This is a genomic window from Glutamicibacter sp. MOO4 (assembly GCF_056934395.1).
This window is the reverse complement of the sequence record NZ_CM167800.1, coordinates 1,951,046-1,977,315: the sequence shown is the minus strand read 5'-3', so window position 1 is coordinate 1,977,315 and position 26,270 is coordinate 1,951,046. Positions and strand designations below refer to the sequence as shown.

Sequence of the window (26,270 nt, the reverse complement as noted above, 5' to 3'; positions counted from 1 at the left end):
GAATGACGATTTTTCTTTGTGCCCAAAGCCGTGTAGAGTATTTACTCGTTGCCCCCTTAGCTCAGTGGTAGAGCGCGTTCTTGGTAAGAACGAGGTCGCCGGATCGATTCCGGCAGGGGGCTCTGAGTGAGAAGTAGTCTTGGCTTCTACTGGATTGCTTCTCACTTGTGGCGGCGTAGCTCAGCTGGTTAGAGCGCACGACTCATAATCGTGAGGTCCCGGGATCGAGTCCCGGCGCCGCTACAGATTTGGCCCCGAAATTCATTGAATTTCGGGGCTTTTTCATGCTCAAAATCGAATCCTAGTGCCGTAGGTGGGACCTAGGTGTACCTCGAAAGTACCCCCGACGTCACGTCACGGATATCGGCCCCAGTTCAGAGTGTAGCGAGCAGTGCAATACAGGAACGGCCACCTACCGCATCGCAATGCGATGATGTAGGTGGCCGTTGTTTAGTTGGTGCGTCTAGAGGCTGGCGTCGTTGGGACCGATTGCACCCTTATGCGCCTGGTCGCCACTATTCGAAGCTTCCTTGGCCAGCATGAGTAGCCCTTGGATCACATCAGAATCCATATCTTGCCCATCGGGTTGTTCATTGTTGGCATCGTGACCATGAACCTCGGTGTGAAGCCGTTGCATCTGCATATCCAGTTTGGTTGCAATAGCTGCAGCGTCTGCCAGCTCGCTAGCTAGGTGGGCTGGAACTTCACCTTCGTACTTGTAGAAGATCTTGTGCTCTAGGCTGGCCCAAAAATCTTGGGCAATAGTGCGGATCTGCAGCTCTACGATCACGTTGACCGGACCGTCAGAGAGGAATACCGGAATCTCAACGATCGCGTGAACACTCTTGTAGCCGCTTGGCTTAGGGTTCTTGATGTAATCCTTGATTTGAATGACACGGATATCGTTTTGTGCAGTCAAGGTATTGAGTACCTTGTAGATGTCCTTGACGAAGCTGCACGTGATTCGAACGCCAGCGATGTCACTGATGTTTTCCCTGATCGCGGTGAGCGAGGGGTGAATCTTTCGCTGGCTCACCTTGCGCATGATGCTCTCTGGAGTTTTCACCCGCGAAGTGATGTGTTCAATCGGATTGTACTTATGAAGATAAAGAAACTCTTCGCGCAAGATGGAGACCTTGGTTAGGACCTCATCGACTGCAAACTGGTACTCCATCATGAACCGTTGGAATTGAAGGCGGAACGCCTGCGTAATTTCCTGTAGTTCGCCAGGGGCGAGGTTTGCCACCGACGGCAGCGAAACAACGCCAGGTGGGTCTTCTTGATACGGCGTAGAAATCGTAAATCACCTCTACATGTTGTGGCTATGTCAAAGGACATGAGCGCTCTCTATTTCAAGGTTAGGTCAGCAGTCTAAGAATTTGGCCAGAAGACCTCGGGAATCTATCGGGGACTAGTACTTGCTCGCCTCGATTGGGGGAGCAAAGCACAAGTACTTTGAGCTGTATGGTTCCTTGCTGGTGGCCTAAGGTTGGAAGGGCTACTTCAGAAAGGTCTTGATGGAATTCCCCAGCGCTTCACGGCAGCTATGTCATGGCATTAGCTTCTCTCAGCATGAACCCGCGCCCATGCTTCGACTGCGCACAGCTGACCAGTGGAAGACCGAATATCTTGAGTTGAACCGCTCGCTGAGCATGGATGTCGGAGAACTGAAGTTTTGCCTGGGCTATATCACTATGAATCGTGATGGTTCCCGCAACACCTTGCCATGCCCCAAGACCAAAGCACTACGCACCGGCACCCAATGCGATAGCTGCCGCCGGTTAGACCACTCCAAGTTCATGCACCAGTTCCATAAGACCGGGGAAGCCCCGGAGGGAATGCGCAAATACCTTGAACAGCCGCACTTCCTCTACGTCGCTAGTTTTGCCCATGGTGCGACCAAGGTTGGAACTACTTCCACACAGAGCAAGTGGACTCGACTGGCTCAGCAGGGCGCCGTCATAGCGCGCTATATTGCTCGCGCCAATGATGGTACAGCAATTCGTGTACTTGAAGATCTGGTCACCGTGCACGTTGCGCTCACCCAACAAGTCCGGCAGAAGTCCAAAATCAAGGGACTGGTGAGTTGGGAATTGGACCTAGCGCAGCTTGATGAGATCAACGAGCAAGCCGCTAGCAAAGCCCGTGACTTCCTCGGGGCACAACGCGGGCTGGATACCTATGGTGTTGAGCTTCGTGATGAGCTCTGGGAACAACCGGCCTTTGCCCACCCGGTCATTGAAGCGTGGAATTCCCGCACGCTACACGCCTGGAATTCTGCACTGCCCGGTGCCACCGCGGACCTGCGCATCAGAGGGGTCTTAGGTCAAAGCATCATGGCCGATAGCGGGGAAGGCACCACCCTACGACTGCTAGATGCTGCGGAACTAAAAACACGTGAAGTTCAGTTGCGACAGCAGTATGGAGAATTCAAAGAAGAACAGTCCGCATTGTTCTAAGCTTTGACGTTTAGCTGTCAGTGGAGTCACGAGAAAATACCGTTGTTCCAATGAGTCCTGCGAGGTGAGCTGAACTAGACTTGAGTTATGACCAATACTCCCTGGGAAGCTGCCTCACCGCGCTATAAGAAGCTCGTCTTTACTGCCATGGCAATCATGGGAGCAGGCATCATCCTTGCGATTATCGGCGCAAACATTCCATCTTTGCCAACGGTATACACCGCAATCGGAATCATGTTTGTAGGCATGCTTTGCCACATCGCAGGAATGGTTGTCAGGGCCAAAGACACCCGCCAGTGGCGCGTTGAGAATGGACTGGCAGCCCCACGGAAAGCCAAGAGCTCAGCCCGCGACGGCCAGTAGAACTCAGCAAGAGTCAAGAATCGTTGATGATGCGCTGAATCCTGGCGCACCGTCGATGCAGCACGTCATTTTCTGTTACACCAAAGTTCAGGAGAATCCATGGGCATCAATCCCGACCTGGTGGGGCGCGTTTTCCCTGCCGGAGAGTCCTACCACGTAGGACGCGAAAAGATCCGCGAGTTCGCTACGGCTACCAAAGCAACCTCGCCGGCACACTTCAAAGTGGAAGAAGCGCAGAAGCTGGGTTACAGCGATGTAGTCGCGCCCCCAACTTTTGCCATCATCGTCGCCCAGCGTGCCGATGCGCAGCTGATTGCAGACCCAGCGTCGGGCATTGATTTCTCGCGTGTTGTCCACGCGGATCAGCGCTTTACCCACCACCGTCCGATTGTGGCTGGCGATGAGCTGATTGCTGAGCTGTATGTAGATCAGGTACGTGAGATGGGTGCCGGTGCCATGATCACCACCCGCGCTGAAATCTCCAGCATCTCTGGCGAAAAGGTCGCCACTACCGTTTCGTCGCTACTGGTACGAGCTGAGGACTAAGCATGATTGAATTCGAAACTCTTGAAAAGGGAACCGTCATCGGTTCCCACACCGTCAAGGTCAACCGTGCGGACCTCGTTCGTTATGCCGGGGCCTCCGGAGACTTCAACCCGATCCACTGGAATGAACGCTTCGCCAAAGAAGTAGAACTTCCATCGGTAATTGCTCACGGCATGTTCACCATGGGTTCAGTGGTTGACCTCGTCTCACAATGGGTAGGAAACCCAGGAGCGATCATCGACTACCAAACACGCTTCACCAAGCCGGTAGTAGTTGAAGACCCAGAGGGTAGCAACCCAGCTGACTACGAGGGCACCAGCATTTTTGTTGAAGGCAAAGTTGGCGCGCTAGATGACGAAAAGCGCACAGCACGCATCGACTTGGCCGTTACTGCCAATGACAGCAAGGTACTGCTCAAGTGCCAAGTTGTGGTGCAGCTCTAAAGATGCCCCTATCCGGTAATGCGCAACCGTCGGTAATACACTGGCGCAACGCACTGATGGCCGCCTACCTGGCCAGCGGTCTACTGATTTCCGCCTTGGTATCGCGACTGCCAGCAGTACGCGACGCACTGGACCTTGACCACGCCACTGTCGGGTTGCTCTTGCTCTGCATGAGCGCAGGATCCTTCCTGTCCGTCTCGGTCTCCGGTCAACTGGTGCTGCGCCTCGGCGCAGCCAACGTGATGCGCATTGCCGCCACCCTCAGCGGTGCTTCCCTCATCCTTGTTGGCGTAAGCACCGGCGTCTTTGGCAGTGCCGTTGCCACCGGTGTCTTCCTGTTCACCCAGGGGCTCGGATCAGCCTCATGGAATGTAGCCTCTAACGTCCAGGGCGCAGTGATGGAACGCGCACTGGGCAAGAGCATCATGCCTGCGTTGCATGGCTTCTTCTCCATCGGCACCGTGATTGGCGCAGGCCTCGGCGCGCTAGCAGCCCATATGGGGCTGCCGTTGCAGTACCACTACCTGCTCATGGGTCTGATCATTGTCGGCACTGTTCTCTACAGCTCCCGATTCTATGGTGAAGATTTCAGCCGTACCCCGAGAACCTCCAGCGGCCCGTCGCTGTCGCGTGCATGGAAAGAACCACAAACCGTCCTGCTGGGCATCTTGGTCTTGGGCATGGCGCTCGCCGAAGGTGCAGCAGGGGACTGGGTAGCTCTTGCCCTGGCAGATGGTTATGGAACCAGCGAAGCCACCGGAGCCGTGGGCTACGGTGTATTTGTCACCGCCATGACGCTGACTCGTTTGCTCTCCGGTGACTTGATCTTGCGTCTGGGACGAGTCATCATGATTCGGGCCAGCGCCATCTGTGCCTTTGTTGGCGTTCTGATCTTTGCCTTTGGCCATAACCTTCCGCTGGCGTTTGCCGCGCTGGTGGTCTGGGGCATTGGTGCTGCACTGACCTTCCCACTGGCCATGAGCGCAGCATCGGATGACCCACTGCATTCGGCAACCCGAGTAGCTGTGGTATCAACCATTGGCTACGGGGCCTTCTTGGGCGGCCCGCCGCTATTGGGCTTGTTGGCAGGGGCGATAGGTCTGTTGCCAGCCTTGGGTTCAATTTCCCTGCTGATCGTTCTGGCCTTTATGCTTTCCAAAAACACTGCCGGATACCCACAAGACGAAAAACGCACCGATAACTAGACTGTTGCCTTGGCGTGCAGCAATTGCCTCGACACTGAAAGTACCTTGAATCAATGCTGAAGAATCTGACTACCACCCGCGTGGGTGGACCGGCAAACCAAATGCTTACCGCCACCAGCGAAGCCGAACTGGCGCAAGCCGTTGCTGCCGCCGACAGCGCAGGCCATAACGTCCTGCTCATTGGCGGTGGCTCTAACTTGGTGATCAGCGATGAAGGCTACGCCGGCGTGGCCGTGCAGATTGCCACCCGCGGTTTGCACCTCGATGAGCAACCTAACGGCAAAGTTTTGTTGCGCGCTGCCGCCGGTGAAAGCTGGGACACGACGGTGGAGTTCAGCCTAGTTCAGGGTCTGAGCGGGCTGGAAGCACTGTCTGGCATCCCGGGCAATGCTGGGGCCACTCCGGTACAGAACGTTGGCGCCTATGGCGCAGATGTTTCTCAGTCACTGGCGTGGGTGCGAGTTTATGATCGGCAGACCAGCCAGGTGCTCAAGATGCAGAATGCAGAACTTGAGTTTGCCTACCGTGATTCGCTGATCAAGCGCACCAGCAACAACGGATCCCCACGTTACGTAGTGCTCGAAGTTGCGTTCTTGCTTGAACGAGATAGCCAGTCTGCGCCTATTCGGTACGCTGAGCTAGCCCGTCAACTTAATGTAGAGCCAGGTGAGCGCGCCGATGCCTTGTCGGTACGCCAGCGAGTTCTTGAGCTACGCCGGTCCAAGGGCATGGTCTATGACCCAAAGGATGCTGATTCGCACTCCACCGGGTCATTCTTCACCAACCCCATCGTTGAAGCTTCGGTACTGCAGAGCTTGCCGGAGAATGCGCCAAACTATCCAGTGGCTCAAGAAGGCTTTGTAAAGCTGTCGGCTGCCTGGCTGATCGACCAAGCCGGATTCACCAAGGGCTATGGCTTGGAGGGCACCTATGGGTTCTCGGTGGCTCAGGGGCGTGCCTCACTGTCTGCCAAGCACACGCTGGCCATCACCAACCGTGGCGAGGCCAGTGCCAACGACATCGTTGCCATTGCGCGTGCCGTGCAGGCCGGTGTTAACGAACGCTTTGGCATTATGTTGGTCAATGAACCGTTGCTGATTGGTCTTGAGCTCTAAGCCACTGCACTAACGGATATCAAAACCTTACCGAGGAGTGTTGGCATGGCTGAGCTATCGCTACGAAAACTAACTGCTGAAGGTATTGATCTACTAGAAGAGCAATTTCAATCTGTTCAGGGTGCTGGCGAAGCTCAATGGTTCGGGTTTTGGGACACGACCAAGCTGCGCACCAGGCTGGACCAAGATCAATTCATTGGCAGCAACGATGGCGCTTTGGCCATCTGTCTGGGGGAGCGCACCATCGGCAAGGTCGATTGGTTCACAATCACCAACTGGGGCCGCGCCAACACCTCCGCGTGCTGGGAAATTGCCATTGGTATTTTTGAGCCGTTCCGTGGCCAAGGTTTTGGTACGCAGGCGCAGCGCTTGTTGATTGATTACTTGTTTGCCCACTACCCACGGCATCGAATCCAAGCCACGACAGCGTTGGAGAACACTGCTGAACGTAGGTGTCTTGAGAAGCTTGGCTTCCACCAAGAGGGAATCATTCGCCAGGCGCAATGGCGTGCAGGAGCCTGGCACGATCAGGTCATCTTCTCGGTATTACGTGATCAGTGGTCCAGCTAGACGCAAAACAAAGCACGGTCCGGAACAATTGTTCCGGACCGTGCTTTTTGTATGAGGTCTTTTACTCCGGGATTAGAGACGGCCCTGAGCGATAGCCAGCATACGACGTAGGGGCTCAGCAGCTCCCCAGAGCAGCTGGTCACCGACGGTGAACGCCGAGATGTACTCTGGACCCATTTCTAGCTTGCGGATACGTCCCACAGGGATATCCAAAGTACCTGAAGCAGCCACTGGGGTTAGCTGATTCATGGTTGCTTCCTTTTCATTAGGAACAACCTTGGCCCACTGGTTATCTGCAGCCAGCAAGGATTCGATCTCAGCTACTGGCAGATCTTCCTTGAGCTTCAAGGTCAGTGCCTGCGAGTGTGAACGCATCGCACCGATGCGCACGCACAGTCCGTCCATGATGATGTTGTTCTCGCCTGAGGTCTGCAGAATCTTGTTGGTTTCTGCGCCGGCTTTCCACTCTTCGCGGGACTGGCCATTGCCCAAGTCCGCGTCGATCCAAGGGATGAGGGATCCACCGAGGGGAACACCGAACTGGGCAGCGTCCAAGCCACCGCGTTGGGTTTCAAGAACCTTGCGGTCAATGTCCAAGATGGCGCTTGCTGGGTCAACAAGTTCAGAAGCTACCGACGCGTTGATGTCACCGAACTGGTTGAGCAGTTCGCGCATGTGGCGTGCTCCGCCGCCGGAAGCTGCCTGGTAGGTCATGGCGGTGCCCCACTCAACCAAGTTGTTCTTGAACAAGCCGCCCAAGCCCATCAGCATGCAAGAAACGGTGCAGTTACCGCCCACAAAGTCCTTGACGCCGGAGGCTAGGGACTGGTCAATGACATTGCGGTTAACTGGATCCAAAACGATGACCGAATCATCATTCATGCGCAGCGTCGAGGCTGCATCGATCCACAGGCCGTCCCAGCCGGACTTACGAAGCTCAGCGTGGACTTTGGAGGTGTAGTCCCCACCCTGTGCGGTGACGATAATCGGCAGCTTGGACAGGGTCTGGATGTCATAAGCATCCTCTAGGGCCCCGGCTCCTTCAGCGAATGCTGGGGCGTTGCCGCCGGCATTCGAAGTCGAGAAAAACACCGGATTAATCTGAGCAAAGTCGCCCTCGTCAACCATGCGCTGCATCAGCACGGAGCCGACCATGCCACGGTAACCTACAAAACCAACAGATGAAGTCATGTATCCATCGTAGGGGCGTTTGGCCAACGGAGCCCGGTTCGTTACAGGAGTTAAAGCAGAATCACACCCAAGCCCCAGAAGGGTTCAGGTGTGATTGTGTACAGCAAAAGTTTTACTTTTCCTCAAGTGCTCTCTTGCGATTATTGATCGCCCACACTGCCGCGAAGATGAATATCTGTGCCGGCACCAGTAGGAGGATCAGGCCAAGAATCTTGTAGCCACCTAAGACCATGAAGAATCCCAATACCGCAACAACAAGCGCCAGGAGTGGGAAGAGCATGTAGCCCAAGACGAAGAGCGCCTCGGGGTGTGCCTTAAGCTCGCCAATGTATTTTTTCATGGGTGTATTAGTCCTTCTGACGCAGCCAGGTTTCAAAGCGGTATCGGGTTCCGCTGGAGGAGACGTGCCATTCGGGTTCTGTCGATTCAACCGAAGGGTCGCTGGTTCCCATAACAAAGTCTTTAGACAGCACCGGAGCAGAAGTATCACCTGCCGGATCTACATCCAGCTTGGTAATCACTGCAACGTCCAGCATGGACAATGCTTGGGCATAAACCTTGCCACCACCGATGATCCAGACTTCTTCTCCGCCCTTGGCCTCACGGGCCAAAGTCAGTGCCGTTTCGAGGCTAGTTGCTACGACGGCGCCTTCGTTGCGAAGTTGCTCGTGAGCCTCAGCCTGACAGGTTAAGACAATGTTGGTGCGCCCTGGCAGTGGACGGTACTTGGCAGGAAATGAATTCCACGTAGCTCGTCCCATAATGACCGGATGACCGGCGGTGACGCGCTTGAAGTGTGCCAAGTCTTCGGGCACGTGCCATGGCATGGAGCCTTGGTCACCAATAATCCCGTTGTTTGCTTGGGCCCAGATAGCGCCGAGCATTGGTTCAAGCTGGTTCGCGTGGCGTGACTCTTGGGTCATACGGCGACTTTTCCCTTGATCGTCGGGTGGTGCTGATAATCGTTGATCCTGAAGTCTTCAAGCGTGTAATCGAAAATCGACTCAGGCTTTGAATTGAAGCTCAACGTTGGGTATGGGTAAGGATCGCGGGACAGCTGTTCCTTCACCTGTTCCAAGTGGTTGGTGTAGATGTGAACGTCACCGCCGGTCCAAATGAATTCACCGGGTTCAAGATCCAGCTGCTGTGCGAGCATGCAGGTGAGTAGCGCGTAGGACGCAATATTAAAGGGAACGCCCAAGAACATGTCTGCACTGCGCTGATATAGCTGGCAGGAGAGCTTGCCGTCCGCGACGTAGAACTGGAAGAAGACGTGGCAAGGAGGCAACGCCATGTTCTTGATTTCCGAGACGTTCCAGGCCGAGACGATGTGCCGGCGGGAGTCTGGGTTGTTGCGTAATGCGTCGACCAGTTCAGAGATTTGATCGATGTGGCCACCGTCTGGGTTTGGCCAGCTGCGCCACTGTACGCCGTATACCGGGCCGAGTTCACCGTCTTCATCGGCCCATTCGTTCCAGATGCGCACGCCGTTGTCCTGCAACCACTGCACATTGGATTCCCCGCGCAGGAACCACAGAAGTTCAGCTGCAACGGACTTAAAATGTACGCGTTTGGTGGTGACTAGCGGGAAAGAATCCTGCAGATCAAAGCGGATCTGGCGGCCAAAGACGGAAAGAGTTCCAGTCCCGGTGCGGTCTTCTTTAGACGTGCCGTTTTCCAACACGTCTTTGAGCAGGTCTTCGTATGGGGTCGCGATGTTCACGCACCCAAGTTTAGTTCACCATGTCCTCGGCGGGAACATCCGCCGAGGATGAGAAGCATCGCAGAGATGAAGGCAGCGTCCAAAGCTAGCCGGGCTGAACCACCATGTCGTTGTATTCCGGATAGCGGCGCAGGTAATCCTGCACGTAGCTGCACTCCGGAATGATCTTCAGCCCTTCATTTCTGAATCGATCCAGAACCAAAGTAACTAGAGCACGGGCATAACCGCGGCGACCAAACTCTTCATTCACAATGGTGTGCTGGATGGTGACCACATCATCTTCTTGGTGGTAACCGATGAATCCAACAAACGTGGAACCATGCCAGAGCGAAAAACGGCCTCGGCTTGCGTCATGGTCAAGGCGCAGACCGTGGTGAACAACTTTGTCAGTTGGCTGCTGGGCAGTCATGGCGATACCTCGTTTTCCGATGCGTGTGAAGTGCTTAGTACAGTCTTAGCCCTAATCGGAGCCAGATGCAACGGGTTTGGGCACTTCATCCGGGTACAGCAAAGCCCGGCAAAAATTGCCGGGCGAAGCTAGCGACTAATCGTGGTAAGGCACGTGGATTTCAAAGGACACCATGCGTGGCTTTGCTCCAGCAACCTGTTGGGCCACGATGATTGATCCGGGTTCCAGATAAGGATCCACCGTGGGTAAGGCCTTGGCCAGTTCCGGTGTGGAGTTCTTAGCGAGAACTTCCAAGACAAATGGCAACACCGGTCGGTGAGTACAAATAGCTTGAGAACGGTACTTATTAAAAAGCTTCTGCACCGCCTTGCGGGCACGTTCGGGGTGACGTGTGGCCGCGTGTTCGGTCAGTGCCTTGACGTTCCTCATCTTCATTGCGTGCAAGGCCGCGTAGGGAGCCAGCGTCTGAACGCAACGAACCCACGGCGAGGTGGCAATGAACGCTGGCTGCCACGCTTCAAGCATGCGCGAAACGGCCTGAGCCTGACGTCGTCCGGTGGCCGCCAAAGGGCGTTCACCTTCCGCTTTGGTCCAGTTGCCTCGTGGTTTGGCCTTGGCATGGCGGACAATCAACACCGGTTGGGCGTTGAGCGTCTCGTTCTTATGGGCCTTAGCCAAATCTTCCAGTGGTTGTGCATCGGTCGGGTTGGTCAACATTTCCCGAGCCTTCTTCACGCTCATCCACTTGGTCTCATCGCATTCACCACCGTCGGGCTGAATAACAGTCAGTGGATCAGTCTTGGCTGCCCAGTAATAGACAACTTTTGACTTGTTCTTGACCGAGTAAGCCGTCGCCGAGAGCGGAATGCCCAGAGCAATGCGAAGACCAATTTCCTCACGTACTTCACGGATAGCGCATTCAGCAATGGACTCACCCGGATCCAGCTTGCCCTTAGGCCAGGACCAATCGTCATACTTTGGACGATGGATGAGCAAAACCTGAAGTTTTCCATCAAGGATCCGCCAAGGGATCGCGCCCGCAGCGATGATTTCATAGTCGCCGAGGGAAATTTCATCGGCATCTACTGAGCGGATAATTTCACGAACTCTGGCATGAGGATCGCGCAGTTCAAGCTCGGCCACTAGCTGTTACGCCCACTATTGCGACGGCGGGCATGCTCTTCGATGAGCCAGAACTGAACATCGGTCAGTGGGTTGCCTTCTTCATCCTGAGAATAGCGAATCCATTCCCCATTAGAGTTCAGGTGCCATGAAGCGGTCTTGTCATCCATGTACAGGCCAAGCTGGTGGATCAAGTCATCCACGTCTTCTTGGTTGCGCAAAGACACCAAGGCCTCAACTCGGCGGTCCAAGTTGCGGTGCATCATGTCTGCAGAACCGATGTAAACCAGTGGCTCTCCGGCGTTAGCAAACATGAAGACGCGGCTGTGCTCAAGGAAGCGGCCCAAGATGGAACGCACCTGTATATTATCGCTGAGTCCAGGCACTCCGGGGCGCAGTGCACAGATGCCACGGACAATGACTTCAACCTTGACGCCGGCTTGGCTGGCTCGGTACAGAGCGTCAATGATGACTTCATCAACGATCGAGTTGACCTTGATGACTACCTTGGCGTCAGTGCCGGACTTTGCGTTGGAGATTTCATTCTCGATATGCGTGAGCAAACCGGTGCGCACCGAACGAGGGGCAACGAGCAAGCGGCTGTAGGTTGAGCGTGGTGCATAGCCAGACAGCTGGTTGAACAGCTTTGAAACGTCTTCACCTACGGCGTCATCACAGGTGAGCAAGCCGAAGTCTTCATAGTATCGGGCAGTGCGTGGGTGGTAGTTACCGGTACCGATGTGGCAGTAGCGGCGCAGCTTGTCACCCTCACGACGCACTACCAAGGACAGCTTGGAGTGAGTCTTCAACCCGACAATGCCGTAAACCACGTGCACGCCAGCCTGTTCCAGTTTCCTGGCCCAGCTGATGTTGGCCTGCTCATCAAAGCGGGCCTTGATTTCTACCAATGCCAGAACCTGTTTGCCTGCTTCTGCAGCATCAATCAAGGCATCAACGATCGGTGAATCACCACTGGTGCGGTACAAGGTCTGCTTGATGGCCATGACCTTAGGGTCAGCGGCAGCCTGTTCCAAGAACGCCTGGACACTGGTGGAGAATGAATCGTAAGGGTGGTGCAGCAAAATGTCGCGGCGACGCACAGCAGCAAAGACGTTGGCGGCCTTGGCCGTCTCCGACTCGTTCAGGTAGCGGGAGGTGTGTCCCATGTGCTTTGGGTAGTGCAGCTCTGCGCGATCCAGTGAGGCGATGACGCCGAGACCACGAAGATCGAGGGGAGCAGGTAGTTTGAAGACTTCGTCTTCCTCAACGCCCAGTTCCCTGGTCAGCAACTCCATGATTTCGGAGTTGATGTCATCAGCAACTTCCAAACGAACCGGTGGGCCAAAGCGACGACGCAGCAATTCCTTCTCGAGAGCCTGAAGCAGGTTCTCGGCGTCGTCTTCTTCAACTTCCAGATCCTCGTTACGAGTCACACGGAAGAAGTGGTGCTCCACGATTTCCATGCCTGGGAAGAGCATCTCAAGATGCACTGCAATGAGCGCTTCGAGCGGAATGAAGCGAGCGGTCTTGTGCGAAGAATGCGCTGCGCGGGTGCCATCAATGCTGATCAAACGAGCAATGGTATCGGGCACCTTAAGTCGGGCAAAGAGCTGCTTGCCGGTCAAAGGATTGCGTACAACCACAGCAAGGTTTAGCGACAAGCCGGAGATGTAGGGGAACGGGTGAGCTGGGTCAACGGCCAGTGGGGTGAGCACCGGGAAGACCTGGGAGACAAACCATTTGGAAAGAATGTCGTGCTCACCACCGGAAAGCTGATCCCAGGTGGTGATGCGGATGCCGTGCTCAGCGAGGTCTGGAGAAACCGCCTCGGAGAAGACGTTAGCGTGGCGGGTCTGCAATGCGTGAGCCGAAGAGAGCAACAATTCCAGTTGGTCTACTGGGCTCATGCCGTTAGGTGCGGGAACCGCGAGCCCGGCTGCAATACGACGCTTGAGGCCAGCGACGCGAACCATGAAAAATTCGTCAAGGTTGGAAGCAAAAATCGACAGGAAGTTCACGCGTTCCAGCAACGGCAAGGTGGTGTCTTCAGCAAGTTCTAAAACGCGGGCGTTGAAGTGCAACCAGCTCAGTTCACGGTCAAGGAATCGCTCGTTGTGAAACTCGCCGTCCAGCTGTGGAGCCGGAATGACTTCAGCGGGTTCAATTCTGTCCTCATTAACTTTGGAGGAGGGAACATCACTTAGACGAGGAGTAGTTTCCTTGGGGGAGCTAGTCATCTGCTGAACTCATTTCTTCTTGCGAGTAGATGTCAAAACACCTTGTGAAGGCGGTCCCAGTTAGTACATGGGACCGCCAGTATCACTAGTCTATCGGCTGCGGGCCGTACATAATGTCTGCATCCCAAAGTGTGAAGCCAAGGGAGCGGTAGAGCTTGACGGCCGCTTCATTTTCAGCATCAACGTAGAGAATGACCGCGTCCACGCCCTGCTCTAACAGGTAGTTGATTCCGGTGGTGGTTAGTGAGCGGCCGAGGCCCATGCCCTGGGCTTCGGGAACAACACCAACAACGTAGACCTCGCCGGTAGGGCGAATGGATTCACCCGAGGACTGATGGATCTTGGTCCAGTGGTAGGCGACGAGCTTCTGCTCTGCATTAAATGCCAAGAAGAAGCCGGAAGGGTCAAACCAATCTTCGGCCATTCGTGCTTCAAGGTCACTGAGGGTCAGTGAGCCCTGCTCTGGGTGATGTACAAAGGCCTGCGAATTGGATTCGAGCCACGATGGTTCATCTTCTCCAACGCGGAAGGAACGAACGCTGATTCGGCGATCAACCGGGGCTTCTTCGAGGAAGTCGGTACCTTCGCGGCGCATCCGGTATAGCTCGCGTACGCGGCTCATGCCAATACGCGAGGCAAGCTTCTTAGCGGCTTCATGATCTCCGTGCGCCCATGCCTGAGCCTGGGGCAAATCGATCAGTTCGCTGAGCTTGGTGAGCAGCGCACGACCAATTCCGGTTTTACGGTGATCGGGATGCACTACTACTTCCAGTACCCATGGCTGGTCGGCGGCTTCGCGCACAACTACGGCAATACCGGCGAGCACTGATTCTGTGCCTTCGCCAACTTCTGCCAGCAGGGTAATGATATTTTCACTGGCATCATCGGCCGCTAGAGCGACCAGAGTCTGGTCGCTCAGCGGCGGATTGCCATCAACGTTTAAGGAGTCTTTAGCAAGCTGGCGTACGTCACTTAGCGTGCGCTCATCAAGCTCGTCAGATACTTGGTGAATCGATACTGTGGTCTGTGGCAGTTCACTCATATCTTCACGATAGTCGGTAAAGGAATGAACCCGCCATAAATTAGCTGAAAGTTATGATTCGGTATGGAAACGGTAGCCGACGTTACGAACTGTTCCGATGAGTTGTTCGTGATCAGTGCCCAATTTGGCGCGCAGGCGACGAACGTGAACGTCCACCGTGCGAGTGCCTCCGTAGTAGTCGTAGCCCCAGACCTCGTGCAGCAGCTGCTCGCGGGTGAAGACTCGACCAGGGAACTGAGCTAGGTACTTGAGCAGCTCAAATTCCTTGTACGTCAGATCCAACATGCGGTTATCAATCCGAGCCGTGTAGCTGAGCTCATCGATGCGCAGTCCCGTGGTGTTTTCGGCAGCCACCGGTGCTACTGATGCTTCTGGGATCGCTGCGAGCATCAGTCGGATGCGAGCATCAAGTTCAGCCGGAATAGCCGAAGGCAAAAGGAAATCAGCGGCATGCCATTCGGAATTCAAAATACCCAACGCGCCTTCACTGACAACCAGCAGTAGCGGAAGGTGCAGGTTTGCATGCAGGATCTGTGCCAGCGAACGGGCTGGAATCAGGTCGGTGCGAGCGTCCAAAATGACAGCGTCACATTCTGGAACCTGACTCAGCGATTCGGTGGTTGCAGGAAGGAAAGAAATCTCATGCAGTAGTAATTCGAGCGCGGGAAGAACTTCGGCCGCGTTTTCGGCATGATTGCTAAGTAGCAGTAGGTGGGCCAATAGGTCGTCCTCCTACCAAGTTGTTGCGAATAAATGATCTTTACGTGTCACAGTATAAGGAAAGAATCACTTGAATCATGCATGTGAACACGCAGATGCAGACACATTACCGTCAGGAAACTTAGTTTGAGAATCAAAGTCTTATTGTGCGGGTTCGTCGCTGCTGCCCTATTGGCCGGGGCCGCAAGCCTTTCGACACTGTCGTGGCCGATGGGTCTCGTGACCGCAATATTACAGCTGATTTTTGCGTTCACTTGGCCTCGAATGGTCCGCTCCGATGCACCGTGGCCCATTTCAATCATCATTGCTATTTGTTCACTGGCGGCCACCTCCGCGACGCTGTTTATGCCCGGATCCTCTGTGATGTCACACGGTGTGGAAGTCATCGCGGTGGGCGTACTGCTGGTGTTTATCTCTCAGGTTCTTCGCGGTGCGGAGGCCGAAGGACGGCTAGCTGGCGTGGTCTCAGGAGTCACCGGCATGGTGCTTGGCGTCTTGGGATCAGCCTGGTCTGCCAGCGCCGAAGTTTCCTACGGTTTTGGCATCGCGGTCGTGACGGTCAGTGCATTGTTGGGCGCCGGAGCCATTGTGGTCACCCGCCTTCCTAACCGCATCACCATGATCCTGGCACCTTTGGTGGCAGTTGCCTTGGGAGCTGCGGCCAGCGCTCTACCGGTAGACATTCTGTGGTACCAAGGTGCCGCTATGGGACTGATTGCCGGACTTCTTGTCGGCTCATTACGAGCGCTGGCATTGGCCAGTCGAAGTGTGCGCAACCTCAGCGGAATTCTGGGGCTGTCCTCGGGAATCATCTTGCTCAGCGGTGCTTCGAGTTGGTACGTCATGGAAGTTTTGGCGTTCATCTAGAAACGAAATGAAACAACTGAGTGCGGGCTACGTCACGCGTGTCGAAGTTCTCCTCGGTATCGCGCTAAGATGAAGCCATGAATGAAAATTATCTTGCACTCGAAATTTTCTTCCAGGCACTCGTTGTGATCGCCGGTCTTGGTATGGCGGGCTTTGCAGGCTTGGTAGTAAAGCGTCTCTTCCAGGGTCAGAAGTAGGTCAAAAGCAAAAGCAGCGCACACAATAACGTGTGCGCTGTTTTTCATTTCACCAATGAATTAGAGGAAGCGAGTCGTCCATGGCATTTGATCTCCCAACGGACCTCACCCCGGAACTAGTACCTTTCGCTTGGCTCATTGGCACCTGGGAAGGTGCGGGCCGACTAGGCGACGGCGAAGCCGAGGACGAATACTTTTGGCAACAAGTCACCTTCCGTGATGTTGGTGCCCCCTACCTTGAGTACCGTAGCGAAGCATGGCTCACCGAAGCCGACGGAACTAAGCTACGAATCCTTGCCGTAGAAAACGGCTTCTGGTCCTTGGATCGCAAGCAGCAAGAAGCTGATGCAGGCCCTGGCATGACTCCGGGGGATATCTTCCCCGTGTTGCGTTCAGCTGACGACGTTCAGAAGTTGCACACCGATGAGGGCTTCAAGATTCAGGCGCACATCGTGCACCCAGGTGGGCTTTCTGAGCTGTACTACGGACTCATTGATGGCCCACGCATTCAGCTGGCCACCGAAGGACTGCTACGCAGTAAGAACGCCAAAGAATATGCTTCCTCAACCCGCATCTACGGGTTGGTTAACGGTGAACTGTTCTGGCGCTGGGATGTATCCCAAGGCAATCTTGATCTGAAAGCTCACGCTTCGGCCGCGCTCAAGCGCGTGAATACTGAAAACTCGGTGAAGTAGATATGAGCGAAACTTACCGCTCGGTCTTGCTCTCACGTGCTGGCGCCATTGAAGCCGGCGGTGTCGATGCCGGCGTTGCTGCGCACTATGGTGCGCCTACTCGTGAAGCCCGCAAGCTGGCTGAAGGTCAGGCCATTGCAGACCTGAGCCACTTTGATGTTCTCGAAATTCGTGGCGAGGACCGCGCGAGCTGGCTTGATACGCTCAGCACTCAGCGGATCACAACGCTCAAGCCAACGCAGAGCACCCAGACTTTGTTGCTTTCAATTCAGGGCCGTGTTGAACATGAGATGAAGGTGCTGGCTGACCAGGACCGTCTAGTGCTCATCGTTGAACCTGGTGCTGGAGCAGCCCTGGAACAGTTCTTGAATTCGATGCGCTTCATGCTGCGAGTAGAGGTTAACAACCTTTCGGCAACGCACGGAGTGCTGGCTGCAACTCGTCAGATCCCTACTGCGTCATCCCTCGTTTGGGTAGATCCTTGGCCTGGCGTTGTCGACGGTGGTTGGGCGTATTCACGCGAAGACCACCCGGGCAAGGACCGTCCGTGGTTGTTGCATGTGGTTGCTCTTGATCAGCTTGAACAGGCCGTAGCCGAGGAAGAACTAGCTGGCATGATGGCTGTTGAATCCTTGCGCATTGCCGCCTGGGAACCACGCTTTGGTGCAGAGATTGACGAGAAGATCATCCCGCATGAACTGGACTGGTTGCGCACTGCTGTGCACCTAGAAAAGGGTTGTTACAAGGGTCAGGAAACCGTGGCCCGAGTACACAACATTGGGCATCCACCACGTCGTGTTGTCTTCTTGGACCTTGACGGTTCGCTGCACACGCTTCCGTCCACCGGTGCTGAGGTCAAGCTGGGGGAGCGGACCGTTGGTCACATCACCTCAGCCACCCTGCACTATGAAGCCGGTCCCATTGCCTTGGCCGTGATCAAGCGAAATGTGGATCCGGATTCCGTACTGACTGTTGTTGACGGTGAAACCAACTACCCAGCAACCCAGGACGTCATCGTGACTCCTGATGCTGGACAGGTCGCTGGACGCTTTACCGGCTTCCTGCGCACCCCTCCACAGGGCTAGTACTGCCAACGCAACATCCGAATATAGGTGAGGCCGAGAATGCAATGCATTCTCGGCCTCACCTATGTTCTAGTGCTAAAGATTATCCGAAGAGTACTGCTGCTTCTTCGTAGCGATCCATTGGCACACGCTTAAGGTTATTGAGCGCAGCACGCAGTGGCACACGCAGCACCTTGGTGCCGTGCAGAGCCACCATGGTGCCCCATGCGGTCTCGTTGACCGAGTCAACTGCAGCCATGCCCAAACGGGTAGCCAGTACGCGGTCAAAAGCGGTAGGAACGCCACCACGTTGGATATGACCCAAGACGGTAGCGCGGGTTTCAATTCCGGTGCGTTCTTCAATGACCGGGGCAAGCATCTCGCCGATGCCGCCGAGGCGTGCACGGCCGAAGGTATCCACACCACGCACCGAGAAGGCCTCTTCCATTCCCTCAGGAACAAAGCCTTCCGCGACAACTACCAACGGTGCACGTCCACGTTCGTGAGCTTCTGCAACCCACTCGCAGATCTGTTCCATCGGGGTAGCAACCTCGGGAATCAAGATGGCGTGAGCACCTGAAGCCATACCGGCGTGCATGGCAATCCAGCCAACGTGGCGGCCCATTACTTCGGCCACCATGCAACGGTGGTGGGAGTCCCCGGTAGTACGCAAACGGTCGATAGCTTCTACGGCGATCTGGTTAGCGGTATCAAAACCGAAGGTGTAGTCGGTGGCGTCCAAGTCATTATCGATGGTCTTGGGAACACCAACAATTGGCAGACCTTCAGCGCAGAGGCGCTGAGCGCCAGCCAAGGTACCTTCGCCGCCAATGGCGATCAAAGCATCAATGTTGTTTTCTTTGAGTACGCGAGAGATGTTTTCAGCTCCGCCTAGCTCACCTTCAAAAGCGTTGGTGCGTGAGGTGCCCAAGATGGTGCCACCCTGCTTGGCGATGCCTCGAACGGCGGTGCGTGGAAGTTCGAAGAAGTCGCCTTCCTTAACTCCGCGCCAGCCGTCCCGGAAACCTACGAATTCGTAGTCGTAGCTCTTGATGCCGTTGAGTACGGCACCGCGGATCACAGCGTTAAGACCTGGGCAGTCTCCGCCTGAAGTCATGATTCCAACGCGCATTGGGCCTCGCTTCGTAAAGATTGGAAAGCCTCGTGCAACAAGCTGGGCGCAGTTTCGTTGAAACGTTGCTAGAGCAACAAAGATTTCCATTGGGATGTCAAATAATTGCCGCGCGTCTTTGAGCATCAATTCTGCATGACAGTCTACGTGCTTAAAGCCACAAGGGCGAGTTGCAAGTCACCGAAATGACCGCGTCTCGCCCTTATTTTGAAGCTATGCAAGTGAAATCCGCGAAACATTGCGGAAATCTTGGCTGCTTAGAACTTGCGTAACCAATTCTGCAAAATGATGCTGTCGTCCTGTGCAGGAATCAAGATCCACGCAACGATGTATGCGGCGATGCCAATGAAGGGCAACAAGAATGAGAGCAACAGGCCGATTCGCACCAAGGTGACGTCCCAGCCAAACTTGTCAGCAATGCCACCGGCGATACCGCCGGCCATACGCGATGGTCCGCGGCGTAGTGGCATTGCGCGAAGGGAATTGAAGAACTTGTCCATGGTCGAGCTCCTTAGAGTTGAGGTTCGTGAGGTTGAAGAGTTACAGGTTTGGGTCAGTTGGTGCTGGGATCTCGGTTTCGCGTTGGCGTCGTTTCCCAGCGGAGGAAAGTCCTGAAACGATCATCGCAAGTCCGGCGAAGGCCACCACGATAATGAAGAACAGTGGCATGTCCAAACTCCAGTTCAACATTGTGCGACTGAGCGTTGCGATGGCCACGACAATCAAGATCAGCCCGAAGACCAGAGTTCCAGTGGGGAACTTTTTGGCTAGATGAGAATCAGTGCTCATGGTTGTTCACTCCTTAGGAGTCTGGGTTCGTGTTGGTGGATGAAATTGAGGTGACCACTTGCGTGTCATAGGCCGAGAATAGGCCATCAACCTCAACGGTTAGTAAAGGTGCATCCGCTGGGAAGTCGCGATTATCCTGAGGCAGTTCCCCATCCATCTGGGAATTAAAGACCCCGTCGCTGGTGATCTGCACTGGCACATCAGAGGGAAGTTTCAAATCGAGTCGGGAGAAGACTGAATCGATCTTCACTGTCGTCGGAGAAGTGATGGAATTCAGGTGGGTCAGATCCACATCCGACTTACTGAACACGGCACTGTATTCATTGCTTGATTTTTCTGACCGAACAACTTCTCGGTCCGAGGTTCCAAACGCTGATCCCGACAAGACTATGGTGAGCACCAGCAACGGAACGGCGATACCGTGCAGCCCGCCGGTGGTGCGTCCAGCTACCGCGGCCAGAACAATGGCGAGGCCGGTGATCAACAAACCCACTGCCAGTGCCACACCCCAGCCAGCTCCTGGAAGTTGTACGAAGTTTAGGTAGTCTGCACACAGCACTGCGGCCATCACCAGGACAACTAGCCCGATGACTGTGGTGGAGAGCCAACCGGGAATTGGCTCAGCCAGACGTGTCTTACGCATCGCTTTTTGCTTTGCGCTCTGGTGTGTATAGGGGTGGGTGTAAGCCGACTCGGGACTGTACGAATAGTCGTAGCTATAGCTGTCCCCTGAAGGCTCAGACGGTCTCGGTGCCATGACTTCCTCCTGATCAAAATTCTCAGTAGTGGATCTACCTGGAGCTGCTGCGGCACTGCTGCTGAAACTCTGGGTGTCATCACGCCACGTTTTCTCCATGGCGGTTGTGTGCGCTGTTTTATCCGTGGAGTTCTTCGCCGCCCGTGGCTTATAAGGCCGAGGCTTATCGAACTTCGTGTTCTTTCGACTGAAAATAATGAACAAGATCGCCGCCGCTATGGCTATAGGCCACACGACCGGTGTCACGGAATCCAAGATCCACTGAGCGGGAAAGATGCCTAAGAAAACAACAATCGTTGCCCCAGTCATCCCGCTGGTCCAGTCCTTCTTCATCGCTTGCTCTAGATGGATTCGTCCCTGCTCATCTGGCAGCAACGCCCAGGCCAAACCGTAAAGGATCAACCCCAGGCCACCGAGGAAGCTCAGCACAACAACGATGCCACGCGCCAAGATCACGTCGATCTTGAAGTAATCTGCTATTCCCGTAGCGACGCCACCAAGCCACCGTGATTCCTTGCGGATAAATGGTGACTTGCCCAGCTGGATAAAAAAGCCTCGACGCCCGGACTCCGAATTGTTCATGCTTCTATGTTCTCGTGTGATCACCGCTCACCGCTATGAGGGGATACCCTGAATTTGCCCTAGGGGTCACCCTAGATGTGCTGATCAAACACCAAAAGTCGTGCATAACGTGCTTGACTTAGAACTATGGAAAGTCCCGAACGAAGCCTCTTGGTGCGCAGCGAGAAGCGTATGATCGCTGGCGTCAGTGGTGGGCTCTCAGCGCATTTGGGTATTCCGCTGAACTATGTACGCTTGGGCTTTATCGCACTGACCGCTCTCGGGGGAATCGGCGCAGTCCTTTATGCATGGCTCTGGGTATTTGTGCCCAGCGCTGAAGAAGCGCAAGCCGATGAAATCCGTTCCTGGGGTACCCGCACGCGCAGCTTGGCCGAGGAGATGACTCGGGTACAGCAGGGGATTTTCCGTTCACGCGAGGGCTTGGAGACAAACTCTTCGTGGCGCGAGATTCTTATCGGTAGCGGGCTGCTGGTTCTTTCGGTGCTCGCGCTGGCTCAATGGTCCGGATGGAATATTCGCTGGGATCTGATCTGGCCGGGCATTGGAATTCTTGCCGGAATTCTTTTGGCTTGGTTGCAACTTGATGAGCAAGCGACGCAAGCGGCCAAGAAAAACTCCCGCCCGGTTCTGATCCGCATGGGTCTAGGGCTGATCCTGGTGATCGGTGGACTGCTGACCATCCTCAGTGGCTCGGTGGGAATCTCAGATTTGCTCGGAGGAATGTGGGCCGCATTGGCCATTATTGCCGGAGCAGTTATCGTTCTCTTGCCTTGGGGTACTCGGCTCTGGCGCGACTTCCTCGCGGAGCGCAGTTCACGTCAAGCAGCCGCGCAACGTGCAGAATTTGCTGCCCACTTGCACGACTCGGTCTTGCAAACTTTGGCCGTGATCCAAAAACGCAGTGATGACCCGGCCGCAGTCAGGACCTTGGCAAGGATCCAAGAACGTGAATTACGTCAGTGGCTCTATGGCAACCAAGACCTAAACGATGAAGACGTAGTAGTTGAAGTCCAGCATGAAGCCAATGACATTGAGCAGTTACTGCTGCGCGACGTTGAAGTCATTGCGGTGGGCAATGCTCAAGGCTTTGACGGTCAGCAAGCATTAGTGGCGGCCGCCAGGGAAGCGATGATGAATGCTGCCAAACATGCCGAGGGAAAGATCTCGGTGTATCTGGAGTGTTCTGAAGAATCCGTGGAAGTCTTTATCCGTGACCGTGGGGAAGGCTTCAACGTAGAAGATGTTCCCGAGGACCGTCACGGCGTCCGCGAATCGATTATTGGCCGCATGCAGCGCGCGGGTGGAACAGCGCAGATACGAAGCAGTGAAACTGGGACCGAAGTACAGCTGAGCATGCCACGAAGCACAACGCAGGAAGAACAAACATCATGAGCATCGAGAACAGTACTCAGAGCTATCGCGTAGTCCTGGTGGACGATCATGCAATTTTCCGTTCTGGACTCAAAGCAGATCTTGCCAGTGATATGCAGATCGTTGGTGAAGCTGGAACCGTTGAAGAAGCCATTGCCGTGATCACCGAGAAAAAGCCAGACGTGGTTTTACTGGATGTGCACCTTCCCGGTGGGCGCGCTGGTGGGGGAGCCGAGGTTCTGAAAAATTGTGCCGACCTACTGGGCACCACCAAATTCTTGGCGCTGAGTGTTTCTGATGCCGCTCAAGATGTGGTGACCGTGATTCGTGCTGGCGCCCGAGGCTATGTCACCAAGAGCATCTCGGGGGCTGACATCTCTGATGCCGTGCGGCGTGTAGCTGCTGGAGATGCCGTCTTTTCGCCACGTTTGGCTGGCTTTGTCCTTGACGCTTTTGGCAGTAGTACGGCGGTATCCGAGATTGATGAAGAGCTAGATCTGCTCTCGGACAGGGAACTGCAGGTGATGCGCCTGATTGCTCGTGGCTACAGCTACAAGGAAGTTGCTAAAGAACTGTTTATCTCGGTAAAGACCGTGGAATCACATGTCTCTAACGTTTTGCGCAAACTACAGCTTTCCAACAGACATGAACTGACCCGTTGGGCAGTGGACCGCAAGATCCTCTAATACCTAGCTCCAGCAGATGCATCAAGGGCGGGGTACCAAGCAATGCTTGGTACCCCGCCCTTGTGTAGTGACTCGATCAGTTACTTCGCGTCACCCAAAAGATTGGCCAGACGTGCAACACCCTCAGCAAGATCCGCGTCACCTAGTGCGTAGGACATGCGGATGTAGCCGGAAGGACCAAAAGCTTCACCCGGAACAACGGCAACTTCAGCCTGTTCCAGAATGAAGGCAGCCAGCTCGGCGCTGGTGTTGTTAACAACGCCACGGATTTCGCGACCGAGCAGGCCACGAACATCCGAGTAAGCGTAGAACGCACCCTCAGGAGTTGGGCAGTGCAGTCCGTCAATAGCGTTCAGCCCTTCAACGATCGCCAAGCGGCGACGGTTAAAGGCAGTCTTCATTTCGTTCACTGCATCTAGTGGTCCGGCAACAGCAGCTAGTGCTGCGCGCTGGGATACGTTGGCCACGTTGGAGGTAGCGTGCGACTGCAAGTTGGTAGCAGCCTTGATGACATCGGCTGGACCGGCCATCCATCCCACACGCCAACCGGTCATAGCGTAGGTCTTAGCAACACCGTTGAGGATGACCACGCGGTCTTCAAGCTCTGGAGCCAAAGTAGCAATGGAGCTGAAGCTTGCATCGCCATAGGTCAGGTGTTCATAGATTTCGTCGGTGACAACCCACAAGCCCTTGGACGCAGCCCACAGGCCGATCTCGCGAACCTGCTCAGGTGAGTACACGGCGCCGGTTGGGTTTGAAGGAGAAACGAACAGCAATACCTTGGTGCGTTCGGTCAATACCGATTCGAGCTGCTCGATGGTGACCTTGTAGCCCTGTTCAGGACCAGCAAAGATCGATACTGCCTTGCCACCGGCCAGCTGGATTGCTTCAGGGTAGGTGGTCCAGAACGGAGCAGGGACGATCACTTCGTCTCCTGGATCCAACAAGGTGGCGAAGGTGTTGTACACGGCCTGCTTACCGCCGTTGGTGACCAGTACCTGGGATGCAGAGATCTCGTAGCCGGAATCGCGCAGTGTCTTTGCGGCAATTGCTTCACGCAATTCTGGCAGACCGGCTGCGGGGGAGTAGCGGTGGTTCTTTGGATCAACTGCAGCCTTGAGCGCAGCGTCAACAATGTAGTCAGGCGTTGGGAAGTCAGGCTCACCGGCACCGAACCCGATGACTGGGCGTCCTGCGGCTTTCAAGGCCTTGGCCTTGGCGTCCACGGCAAGGGTCGCGGATTCAGAGATGGCGCCGATGCGGCGTGAAATACGAGACATGTAAAAGTTCGTCCTGTTGGTTATGGGGAGAGCTGTTAAAACCAAGTTTAGTTCCCCATGTGCAAGATTCTCAGAGCGTGAGTGAAAATGACATAAACACACAGGCAGCAGTCGCTGTTCCATGCGTTCTGCGCCACACCGAGGGTTGTCAGTTCGACAATTGTGATTTCGTTGCGTAAAGTTATTTCTCGTTGCTCAGACATTGCAGCGGATCAGCCCAAGGGTTTCATCCGGTACGATGTTCTAAGTAATCAGAGCTGAGAAAAGCTCGAAGGGTAGTGGCGCAATTGGTAGCGCAGCGGTCTCCAAAACCGCAGGTTGCAGGTTCGAGTCCTGTCTGCCCTGCGCAGTAGCGATTTATCGCTCAGCGAATTATCTCACGTCACGGTGTGTTGTGGTCGGTCAGGCTACGACGCACCGTGATTGTTTCAACTGGCCAAAAAAATTGAAACGAGGAAGAACGTGACCGAATCTGCTCTTAACTCCGGTAACGGTAAGCAGAAGTCGGGCTTTTTCGCCCGAATCATGCTGTTCATCCGACAGGTAATCGCGGAACTTAAGAAGGTTGTCACCCCAACCCGTAGCGAATTGCTCAACTACTTCTTGGTGGTTGTTGGATTTGTTGTTGTGGTGATGCTGATCGTGACGGCCCTGGACTTCGTCTTCGGGCAGGGTTCGATCCTCCTGTTCACTAAACAGGTAGAACAGTAATTTAGTTGCCTCGGAGGTATAATCGCCCCGAGGCAATTTAGTGTCATTCAGTCAAAGAAAGCAGGAGCTGCAGTGTCCGACAAGGAACTCGAACCGCAGATTAATGACGAGGTCGAAAACGAGTTCGTTGAAGCCGACAGCGCTCAGGTAGATCCAGCCGCTGAGGTTGAAACCGAGCTGACCGAAGCCCCAGCCGAAGATGCTGATGACGCTGAGGTCTCAGACGTTGAAGCCGACGAAGCCGACGCTGAAACCTCGGATGAAGAAGCCGAAGTTGAAGAAGACGGCGAAACCAAGGTTGCACGCCTCAAGGAAGAATTCCGCTCGAAGCTGCGCCGCCTGCCAGGTGACTGGTTTGTTATTCACACCTACGCTGGTTACGAAAACCGCGTAAAGGTGAACCTTGAAACCCGTATCCAGACTCAGGATATGGAAGAGTTTATCTACGACATCCAGGTACCAATGGAAGAAGTCGTAGAGGTCAAGAACACTCAGCGTAAGATTGTTCGCCGTGTTCGCATCCCGGGCTACGTTCTGGTTCGTATGGAACTCACCGACGCTTCGTGGGGTGTTGTTCGCCACACTCCAGGTGTCACCGGTTTTGTTGGCAACGCCCATGATCCAAACCCATTGAGCTTGGACGAAGTCTTCTCCATGCTTGAGCACACTGTGGTTGACCCAGTGGAGCAGCCATCGGCTTCCAAGCCTGGCCGTGCCCCAATCACTGAGGTCACTGTGGACTTTGAGGTTGGAGAATCGGTCATCGTCAACGATGGTCCATTCGAAACGATGCCGGCCACGATCTCCGAGATCAAGCTGGATTCGGCTCAGCTGGTTGTTCTGGTTTCGATCTTCGAACGCGAAACCCCAGTGACCCTGAACTTCAACCAGGTCAATAAGATCCAGTAGTATTAAGTCTTCGTGCCCCGTATCGGTCGCTTATCGATGTGAGGGCACGTTTGGCTGTCGCGCCACGATAGCCAGATCCCCGTAC

Annotated in this window: 29 protein-coding genes and 3 tRNA genes; 17 read left to right on the top strand and 15 right to left on the bottom strand. The window is 54.9% G+C overall.

Annotation, left to right across the window (positions count from 1 at the left end; genetic code table 11):
• Window positions 1–50: 50 nt before the first annotated feature.
• Window positions 51–122, top strand: a tRNA-Thr gene (locus tag AC1Z3F_RS09240).
• 47 nt (window positions 123–169) lie between these two features.
• Window positions 170–243: transfer RNA gene (locus AC1Z3F_RS09235), tRNA-Met, on the top strand.
• A gap of 220 nt (window positions 244–463) precedes the next feature.
• Here AC1Z3F_RS09235 and AC1Z3F_RS09230 read toward each other — a convergent pair.
• Window positions 464–1,246 (bottom strand): GTP pyrophosphokinase, encoded by a 783-nt coding sequence (locus tag AC1Z3F_RS09230; protein ID WP_242632471.1) that lies wholly within the window; start codon window positions 1,244–1,246, stop codon window positions 464–466.
• 340 nt (window positions 1,247–1,586) lie between these two features.
• Between AC1Z3F_RS09230 and AC1Z3F_RS09225 the strand changes: the two genes are divergently transcribed.
• The 7 genes from AC1Z3F_RS09225 (at window position 1,587) to AC1Z3F_RS09195 (ending at window position 6,701) form a co-directional block, all read left to right on the top strand.
• Window positions 1,587–2,459, top strand: a complete 873-nt coding sequence (locus AC1Z3F_RS09225) for a DUF2797 domain-containing protein (protein ID WP_262199577.1) — start codon at window positions 1,587–1,589, stop codon at window positions 2,457–2,459.
• 87 nt (window positions 2,460–2,546) lie between these two features.
• Complete coding sequence (locus tag AC1Z3F_RS09220; protein ID WP_131088826.1) at window positions 2,547–2,822, top strand: hypothetical protein; 276 nt, start codon at window positions 2,547–2,549, stop codon at window positions 2,820–2,822.
• A gap of 99 nt (window positions 2,823–2,921) precedes the next feature.
• Window positions 2,922–3,368 carry an FAS1-like dehydratase domain-containing protein gene (locus AC1Z3F_RS09215; RefSeq protein ID WP_131088825.1) on the top strand — a complete coding sequence of 149 codons (447 nt, stop codon included), beginning with the start codon at window positions 2,922–2,924 and terminating at the stop codon, window positions 3,366–3,368.
• Between the two features lie 2 nt (window positions 3,369–3,370).
• Window positions 3,371–3,811, top strand: a complete 441-nt coding sequence (locus AC1Z3F_RS09210; protein WP_131088824.1) for a MaoC family dehydratase — start codon at window positions 3,371–3,373, stop codon at window positions 3,809–3,811.
• A 2-nt stretch (window positions 3,812–3,813) separates the two neighbouring features.
• Window positions 3,814–5,016, top strand: a complete 1,203-nt coding sequence (locus AC1Z3F_RS09205; protein WP_131088823.1) for an MFS transporter — start codon at window positions 3,814–3,816, stop codon at window positions 5,014–5,016.
• A gap of 53 nt (window positions 5,017–5,069) precedes the next feature.
• Complete coding sequence (locus AC1Z3F_RS09200; RefSeq protein WP_483565586.1) at window positions 5,070–6,131, top strand: UDP-N-acetylmuramate dehydrogenase; 1,062 nt, start codon at window positions 5,070–5,072, stop codon at window positions 6,129–6,131.
• Window positions 6,132–6,176: 45 nt separating this feature from the next.
• Entirely contained in the window at window positions 6,177–6,701 is a 525-nt protein-coding gene (locus AC1Z3F_RS09195) for a GNAT family N-acetyltransferase (protein WP_131088821.1), read from the top strand.
• 72 nt (window positions 6,702–6,773) lie between these two features.
• On the opposite strand, the gene asd is transcribed toward AC1Z3F_RS09195, so the two are convergent.
• From asd to AC1Z3F_RS09150, 9 genes are all read right to left on the bottom strand, one after another.
• On the bottom strand, window positions 6,774–7,892 hold the full coding sequence (gene asd / locus AC1Z3F_RS09190; protein ID WP_131088820.1) for an aspartate-semialdehyde dehydrogenase: 1,119 nt from the start codon (window positions 7,890–7,892) through the stop codon (window positions 6,774–6,776).
• Between the two features lie 112 nt (window positions 7,893–8,004).
• On the bottom strand, window positions 8,005–8,232 hold the full coding sequence (locus AC1Z3F_RS09185; RefSeq protein WP_131088819.1) for an NF038396 family protein: 228 nt from the start codon (window positions 8,230–8,232) through the stop codon (window positions 8,005–8,007).
• A 7-nt stretch (window positions 8,233–8,239) separates the two neighbouring features.
• Complete coding sequence (locus AC1Z3F_RS09180) at window positions 8,240–8,815, bottom strand: dihydrofolate reductase (RefSeq protein ID WP_131088818.1); 576 nt, start codon at window positions 8,813–8,815, stop codon at window positions 8,240–8,242.
• Window positions 8,812–9,615 carry a thymidylate synthase gene (locus AC1Z3F_RS09175; RefSeq protein WP_483565585.1) on the bottom strand — a complete coding sequence of 268 codons (804 nt, stop codon included), beginning with the start codon at window positions 9,613–9,615 and terminating at the stop codon, window positions 8,812–8,814. The genes AC1Z3F_RS09180 and AC1Z3F_RS09175 overlap by 4 nt, the downstream gene beginning before the upstream one ends.
• An 85-nt stretch (window positions 9,616–9,700) precedes the next feature.
• Window positions 9,701–10,024 (bottom strand): GNAT family N-acetyltransferase, encoded by a 324-nt coding sequence (locus tag AC1Z3F_RS09170; protein ID WP_131088816.1) that lies wholly within the window; start codon window positions 10,022–10,024, stop codon window positions 9,701–9,703.
• 135 nt (window positions 10,025–10,159) lie between these two features.
• On the bottom strand, window positions 10,160–11,167 hold the full coding sequence (locus AC1Z3F_RS09165; RefSeq protein ID WP_444613944.1) for an NUDIX hydrolase: 1,008 nt from the start codon (window positions 11,165–11,167) through the stop codon (window positions 10,160–10,162).
• A complete protein-coding gene (locus tag AC1Z3F_RS09160) occupies window positions 11,167–13,383 on the bottom strand; it encodes an RNA degradosome polyphosphate kinase (RefSeq protein WP_483565584.1) in 2,217 nt (738 codons plus the stop codon). Before AC1Z3F_RS09160 ends, AC1Z3F_RS09165 begins: the two co-directional genes overlap by 1 nt.
• Before the next feature lie 85 nt (window positions 13,384–13,468).
• On the bottom strand, window positions 13,469–14,425 hold the full coding sequence (gene mshD / locus AC1Z3F_RS09155) for a mycothiol synthase (RefSeq protein WP_131088813.1): 957 nt from the start codon (window positions 14,423–14,425) through the stop codon (window positions 13,469–13,471).
• 51 nt (window positions 14,426–14,476) lie between these two features.
• On the bottom strand, window positions 14,477–15,145 hold the full coding sequence (locus AC1Z3F_RS09150) for a winged helix-turn-helix transcriptional regulator (protein ID WP_131088812.1): 669 nt from the start codon (window positions 15,143–15,145) through the stop codon (window positions 14,477–14,479).
• Between the two features lie 126 nt (window positions 15,146–15,271).
• On the opposite strand from AC1Z3F_RS09150, the gene AC1Z3F_RS09145 reads away from it, so the two are divergent.
• From AC1Z3F_RS09145 to ygfZ, 3 genes are all read left to right on the top strand, one after another.
• The gene (locus AC1Z3F_RS09145; RefSeq protein WP_262199584.1) at window positions 15,272–16,012 is read left to right on the top strand and encodes a hypothetical protein; all 741 of its coding nucleotides are present in this window, start codon (window positions 15,272–15,274) and stop codon (window positions 16,010–16,012) included.
• A gap of 277 nt (window positions 16,013–16,289) precedes the next feature.
• Entirely contained in the window at window positions 16,290–16,904 is a 615-nt protein-coding gene (locus AC1Z3F_RS09140) for a heme-binding beta-barrel domain-containing protein (RefSeq protein ID WP_131088810.1), read from the top strand.
• Between the two features lie 2 nt (window positions 16,905–16,906).
• Window positions 16,907–17,989, top strand: coding sequence for a CAF17-like 4Fe-4S cluster assembly/insertion protein YgfZ (gene ygfZ, locus AC1Z3F_RS09135; protein WP_444613941.1), 1,083 nt, complete (start codon window positions 16,907–16,909; stop codon window positions 17,987–17,989).
• Between the two features lie 82 nt (window positions 17,990–18,071).
• On the opposite strand, the gene AC1Z3F_RS09130 is transcribed toward ygfZ, so the two are convergent.
• From AC1Z3F_RS09130 to AC1Z3F_RS09115, 4 genes are all read right to left on the bottom strand, one after another.
• Window positions 18,072–19,100, bottom strand: coding sequence for a 6-phosphofructokinase (locus AC1Z3F_RS09130; protein WP_131088808.1), 1,029 nt, complete (start codon window positions 19,098–19,100; stop codon window positions 18,072–18,074).
• Between the two features lie 257 nt (window positions 19,101–19,357).
• A complete protein-coding gene (locus AC1Z3F_RS09125; protein WP_131088807.1) occupies window positions 19,358–19,600 on the bottom strand; it encodes a PspC domain-containing protein in 243 nt (80 codons plus the stop codon).
• Between the two features lie 40 nt (window positions 19,601–19,640).
• Window positions 19,641–19,889 (bottom strand): hypothetical protein, encoded by a 249-nt coding sequence (locus AC1Z3F_RS09120; RefSeq protein ID WP_131088806.1) that lies wholly within the window; start codon window positions 19,887–19,889, stop codon window positions 19,641–19,643.
• A 13-nt stretch (window positions 19,890–19,902) separates the two neighbouring features.
• Entirely contained in the window at window positions 19,903–21,228 is a 1,326-nt protein-coding gene (locus AC1Z3F_RS09115; protein ID WP_483565583.1) for a PspC domain-containing protein, read from the bottom strand.
• Window positions 21,229–21,354: 126 nt separating this feature from the next.
• Between AC1Z3F_RS09115 and AC1Z3F_RS09110 the strand changes: the two genes are divergently transcribed.
• Window positions 21,355–22,620, top strand: coding sequence for an ATP-binding protein (locus AC1Z3F_RS09110; RefSeq protein ID WP_131088804.1), 1,266 nt, complete (start codon window positions 21,355–21,357; stop codon window positions 22,618–22,620).
• On the top strand, window positions 22,617–23,285 hold the full coding sequence (locus AC1Z3F_RS09105) for a LuxR C-terminal-related transcriptional regulator (RefSeq protein ID WP_483565582.1): 669 nt from the start codon (window positions 22,617–22,619) through the stop codon (window positions 23,283–23,285). Before AC1Z3F_RS09110 ends, AC1Z3F_RS09105 begins: the two co-directional genes overlap by 4 nt.
• A gap of 80 nt (window positions 23,286–23,365) precedes the next feature.
• Here the strand turns inward: AC1Z3F_RS09105 and AC1Z3F_RS09100 are convergent, their stop codons facing one another.
• Window positions 23,366–24,565: a pyridoxal phosphate-dependent aminotransferase gene (locus AC1Z3F_RS09100; RefSeq protein ID WP_483565581.1), complete on the bottom strand. Its 1,200-nt coding sequence runs from the start codon at window positions 24,563–24,565 to the stop codon at window positions 23,366–23,368.
• A 272-nt stretch (window positions 24,566–24,837) separates the two neighbouring features.
• Here AC1Z3F_RS09100 and AC1Z3F_RS09095 point away from each other — a divergent pair.
• The 3 genes from AC1Z3F_RS09095 to nusG all read left to right on the top strand — a co-directional run bounded on the left by AC1Z3F_RS09095 (window position 24,838) and on the right by nusG (window position 26,185).
• Window positions 24,838–24,910, top strand: a tRNA-Trp gene (locus tag AC1Z3F_RS09095).
• A 117-nt stretch (window positions 24,911–25,027) separates the two neighbouring features.
• Complete coding sequence (gene secE, locus AC1Z3F_RS09090; RefSeq protein ID WP_131088801.1) at window positions 25,028–25,276, top strand: preprotein translocase subunit SecE; 249 nt, start codon at window positions 25,028–25,030, stop codon at window positions 25,274–25,276.
• A 72-nt stretch (window positions 25,277–25,348) separates the two neighbouring features.
• Window positions 25,349–26,185 (top strand): transcription termination/antitermination protein NusG, encoded by an 837-nt coding sequence (nusG, locus tag AC1Z3F_RS09085; RefSeq protein WP_444613939.1) that lies wholly within the window; start codon window positions 25,349–25,351, stop codon window positions 26,183–26,185.
• Window positions 26,186–26,270: the final 85 nt, after the last annotated feature.

Coding starts and splice junctions, on each gene's coding strand:
- AC1Z3F_RS09180 (WP_131088818.1), bottom strand. CDS start 8,815: ATGACCCAAGAGTCACGCCACGCGAACCAGCTTGAACCAATGCTCGGC.
- AC1Z3F_RS09100 (WP_483565581.1), bottom strand. CDS start 24,565: ATGTCTCGTATTTCACGCCGCATCGGCGCCATCTCTGAATCCGCGACC.
- AC1Z3F_RS09200 (WP_483565586.1), top strand. CDS start 5,070: ATGCTGAAGAATCTGACTACCACCCGCGTGGGTGGACCGGCAAACCAA.
- AC1Z3F_RS09195 (WP_131088821.1), top strand. CDS start 6,177: ATGGCTGAGCTATCGCTACGAAAACTAACTGCTGAAGGTATTGATCTA.
- asd (WP_131088820.1), bottom strand. CDS start 7,892: ATGACTTCATCTGTTGGTTTTGTAGGTTACCGTGGCATGGTCGGCTCC.
- AC1Z3F_RS09220 (WP_131088826.1), top strand. CDS start 2,547: ATGACCAATACTCCCTGGGAAGCTGCCTCACCGCGCTATAAGAAGCTC.
- AC1Z3F_RS09170 (WP_131088816.1), bottom strand. CDS start 10,024: ATGACTGCCCAGCAGCCAACTGACAAAGTTGTTCACCACGGTCTGCGC.
- AC1Z3F_RS09225 (WP_262199577.1), top strand. CDS start 1,587: ATGCTTCGACTGCGCACAGCTGACCAGTGGAAGACCGAATATCTTGAG.
- AC1Z3F_RS09120 (WP_131088806.1), bottom strand. CDS start 19,889: ATGAGCACTGATTCTCATCTAGCCAAAAAGTTCCCCACTGGAACTCTG.
- AC1Z3F_RS09215 (WP_131088825.1), top strand. CDS start 2,922: ATGGGCATCAATCCCGACCTGGTGGGGCGCGTTTTCCCTGCCGGAGAG.
- mshD (WP_131088813.1), bottom strand. CDS start 14,425: ATGAGTGAACTGCCACAGACCACAGTATCGATTCACCAAGTATCTGAC.
- AC1Z3F_RS09140 (WP_131088810.1), top strand. CDS start 16,290: ATGGCATTTGATCTCCCAACGGACCTCACCCCGGAACTAGTACCTTTC.
- ygfZ (WP_444613941.1), top strand. CDS start 16,907: ATGAGCGAAACTTACCGCTCGGTCTTGCTCTCACGTGCTGGCGCCATT.
- AC1Z3F_RS09210 (WP_131088824.1), top strand. CDS start 3,371: ATGATTGAATTCGAAACTCTTGAAAAGGGAACCGTCATCGGTTCCCAC.
- AC1Z3F_RS09130 (WP_131088808.1), bottom strand. CDS start 19,100: ATGCGCGTTGGAATCATGACTTCAGGCGGAGACTGCCCAGGTCTTAAC.
- AC1Z3F_RS09160 (WP_483565584.1), bottom strand. CDS start 13,383: ATGACTAGCTCCCCCAAGGAAACTACTCCTCGTCTAAGTGATGTTCCC.
- AC1Z3F_RS09125 (WP_131088807.1), bottom strand. CDS start 19,600: ATGGACAAGTTCTTCAATTCCCTTCGCGCAATGCCACTACGCCGCGGA.
- AC1Z3F_RS09115 (WP_483565583.1), bottom strand. CDS start 21,228: ATGAACAATTCGGAGTCCGGGCGTCGAGGCTTTTTTATCCAGCTGGGC.
- AC1Z3F_RS09110 (WP_131088804.1), top strand. CDS start 21,355: ATGGAAAGTCCCGAACGAAGCCTCTTGGTGCGCAGCGAGAAGCGTATG.
- AC1Z3F_RS09205 (WP_131088823.1), top strand. CDS start 3,814: ATGCCCCTATCCGGTAATGCGCAACCGTCGGTAATACACTGGCGCAAC.
- AC1Z3F_RS09185 (WP_131088819.1), bottom strand. CDS start 8,232: ATGAAAAAATACATTGGCGAGCTTAAGGCACACCCCGAGGCGCTCTTC.
- AC1Z3F_RS09105 (WP_483565582.1), top strand. CDS start 22,617: ATGAGCATCGAGAACAGTACTCAGAGCTATCGCGTAGTCCTGGTGGAC.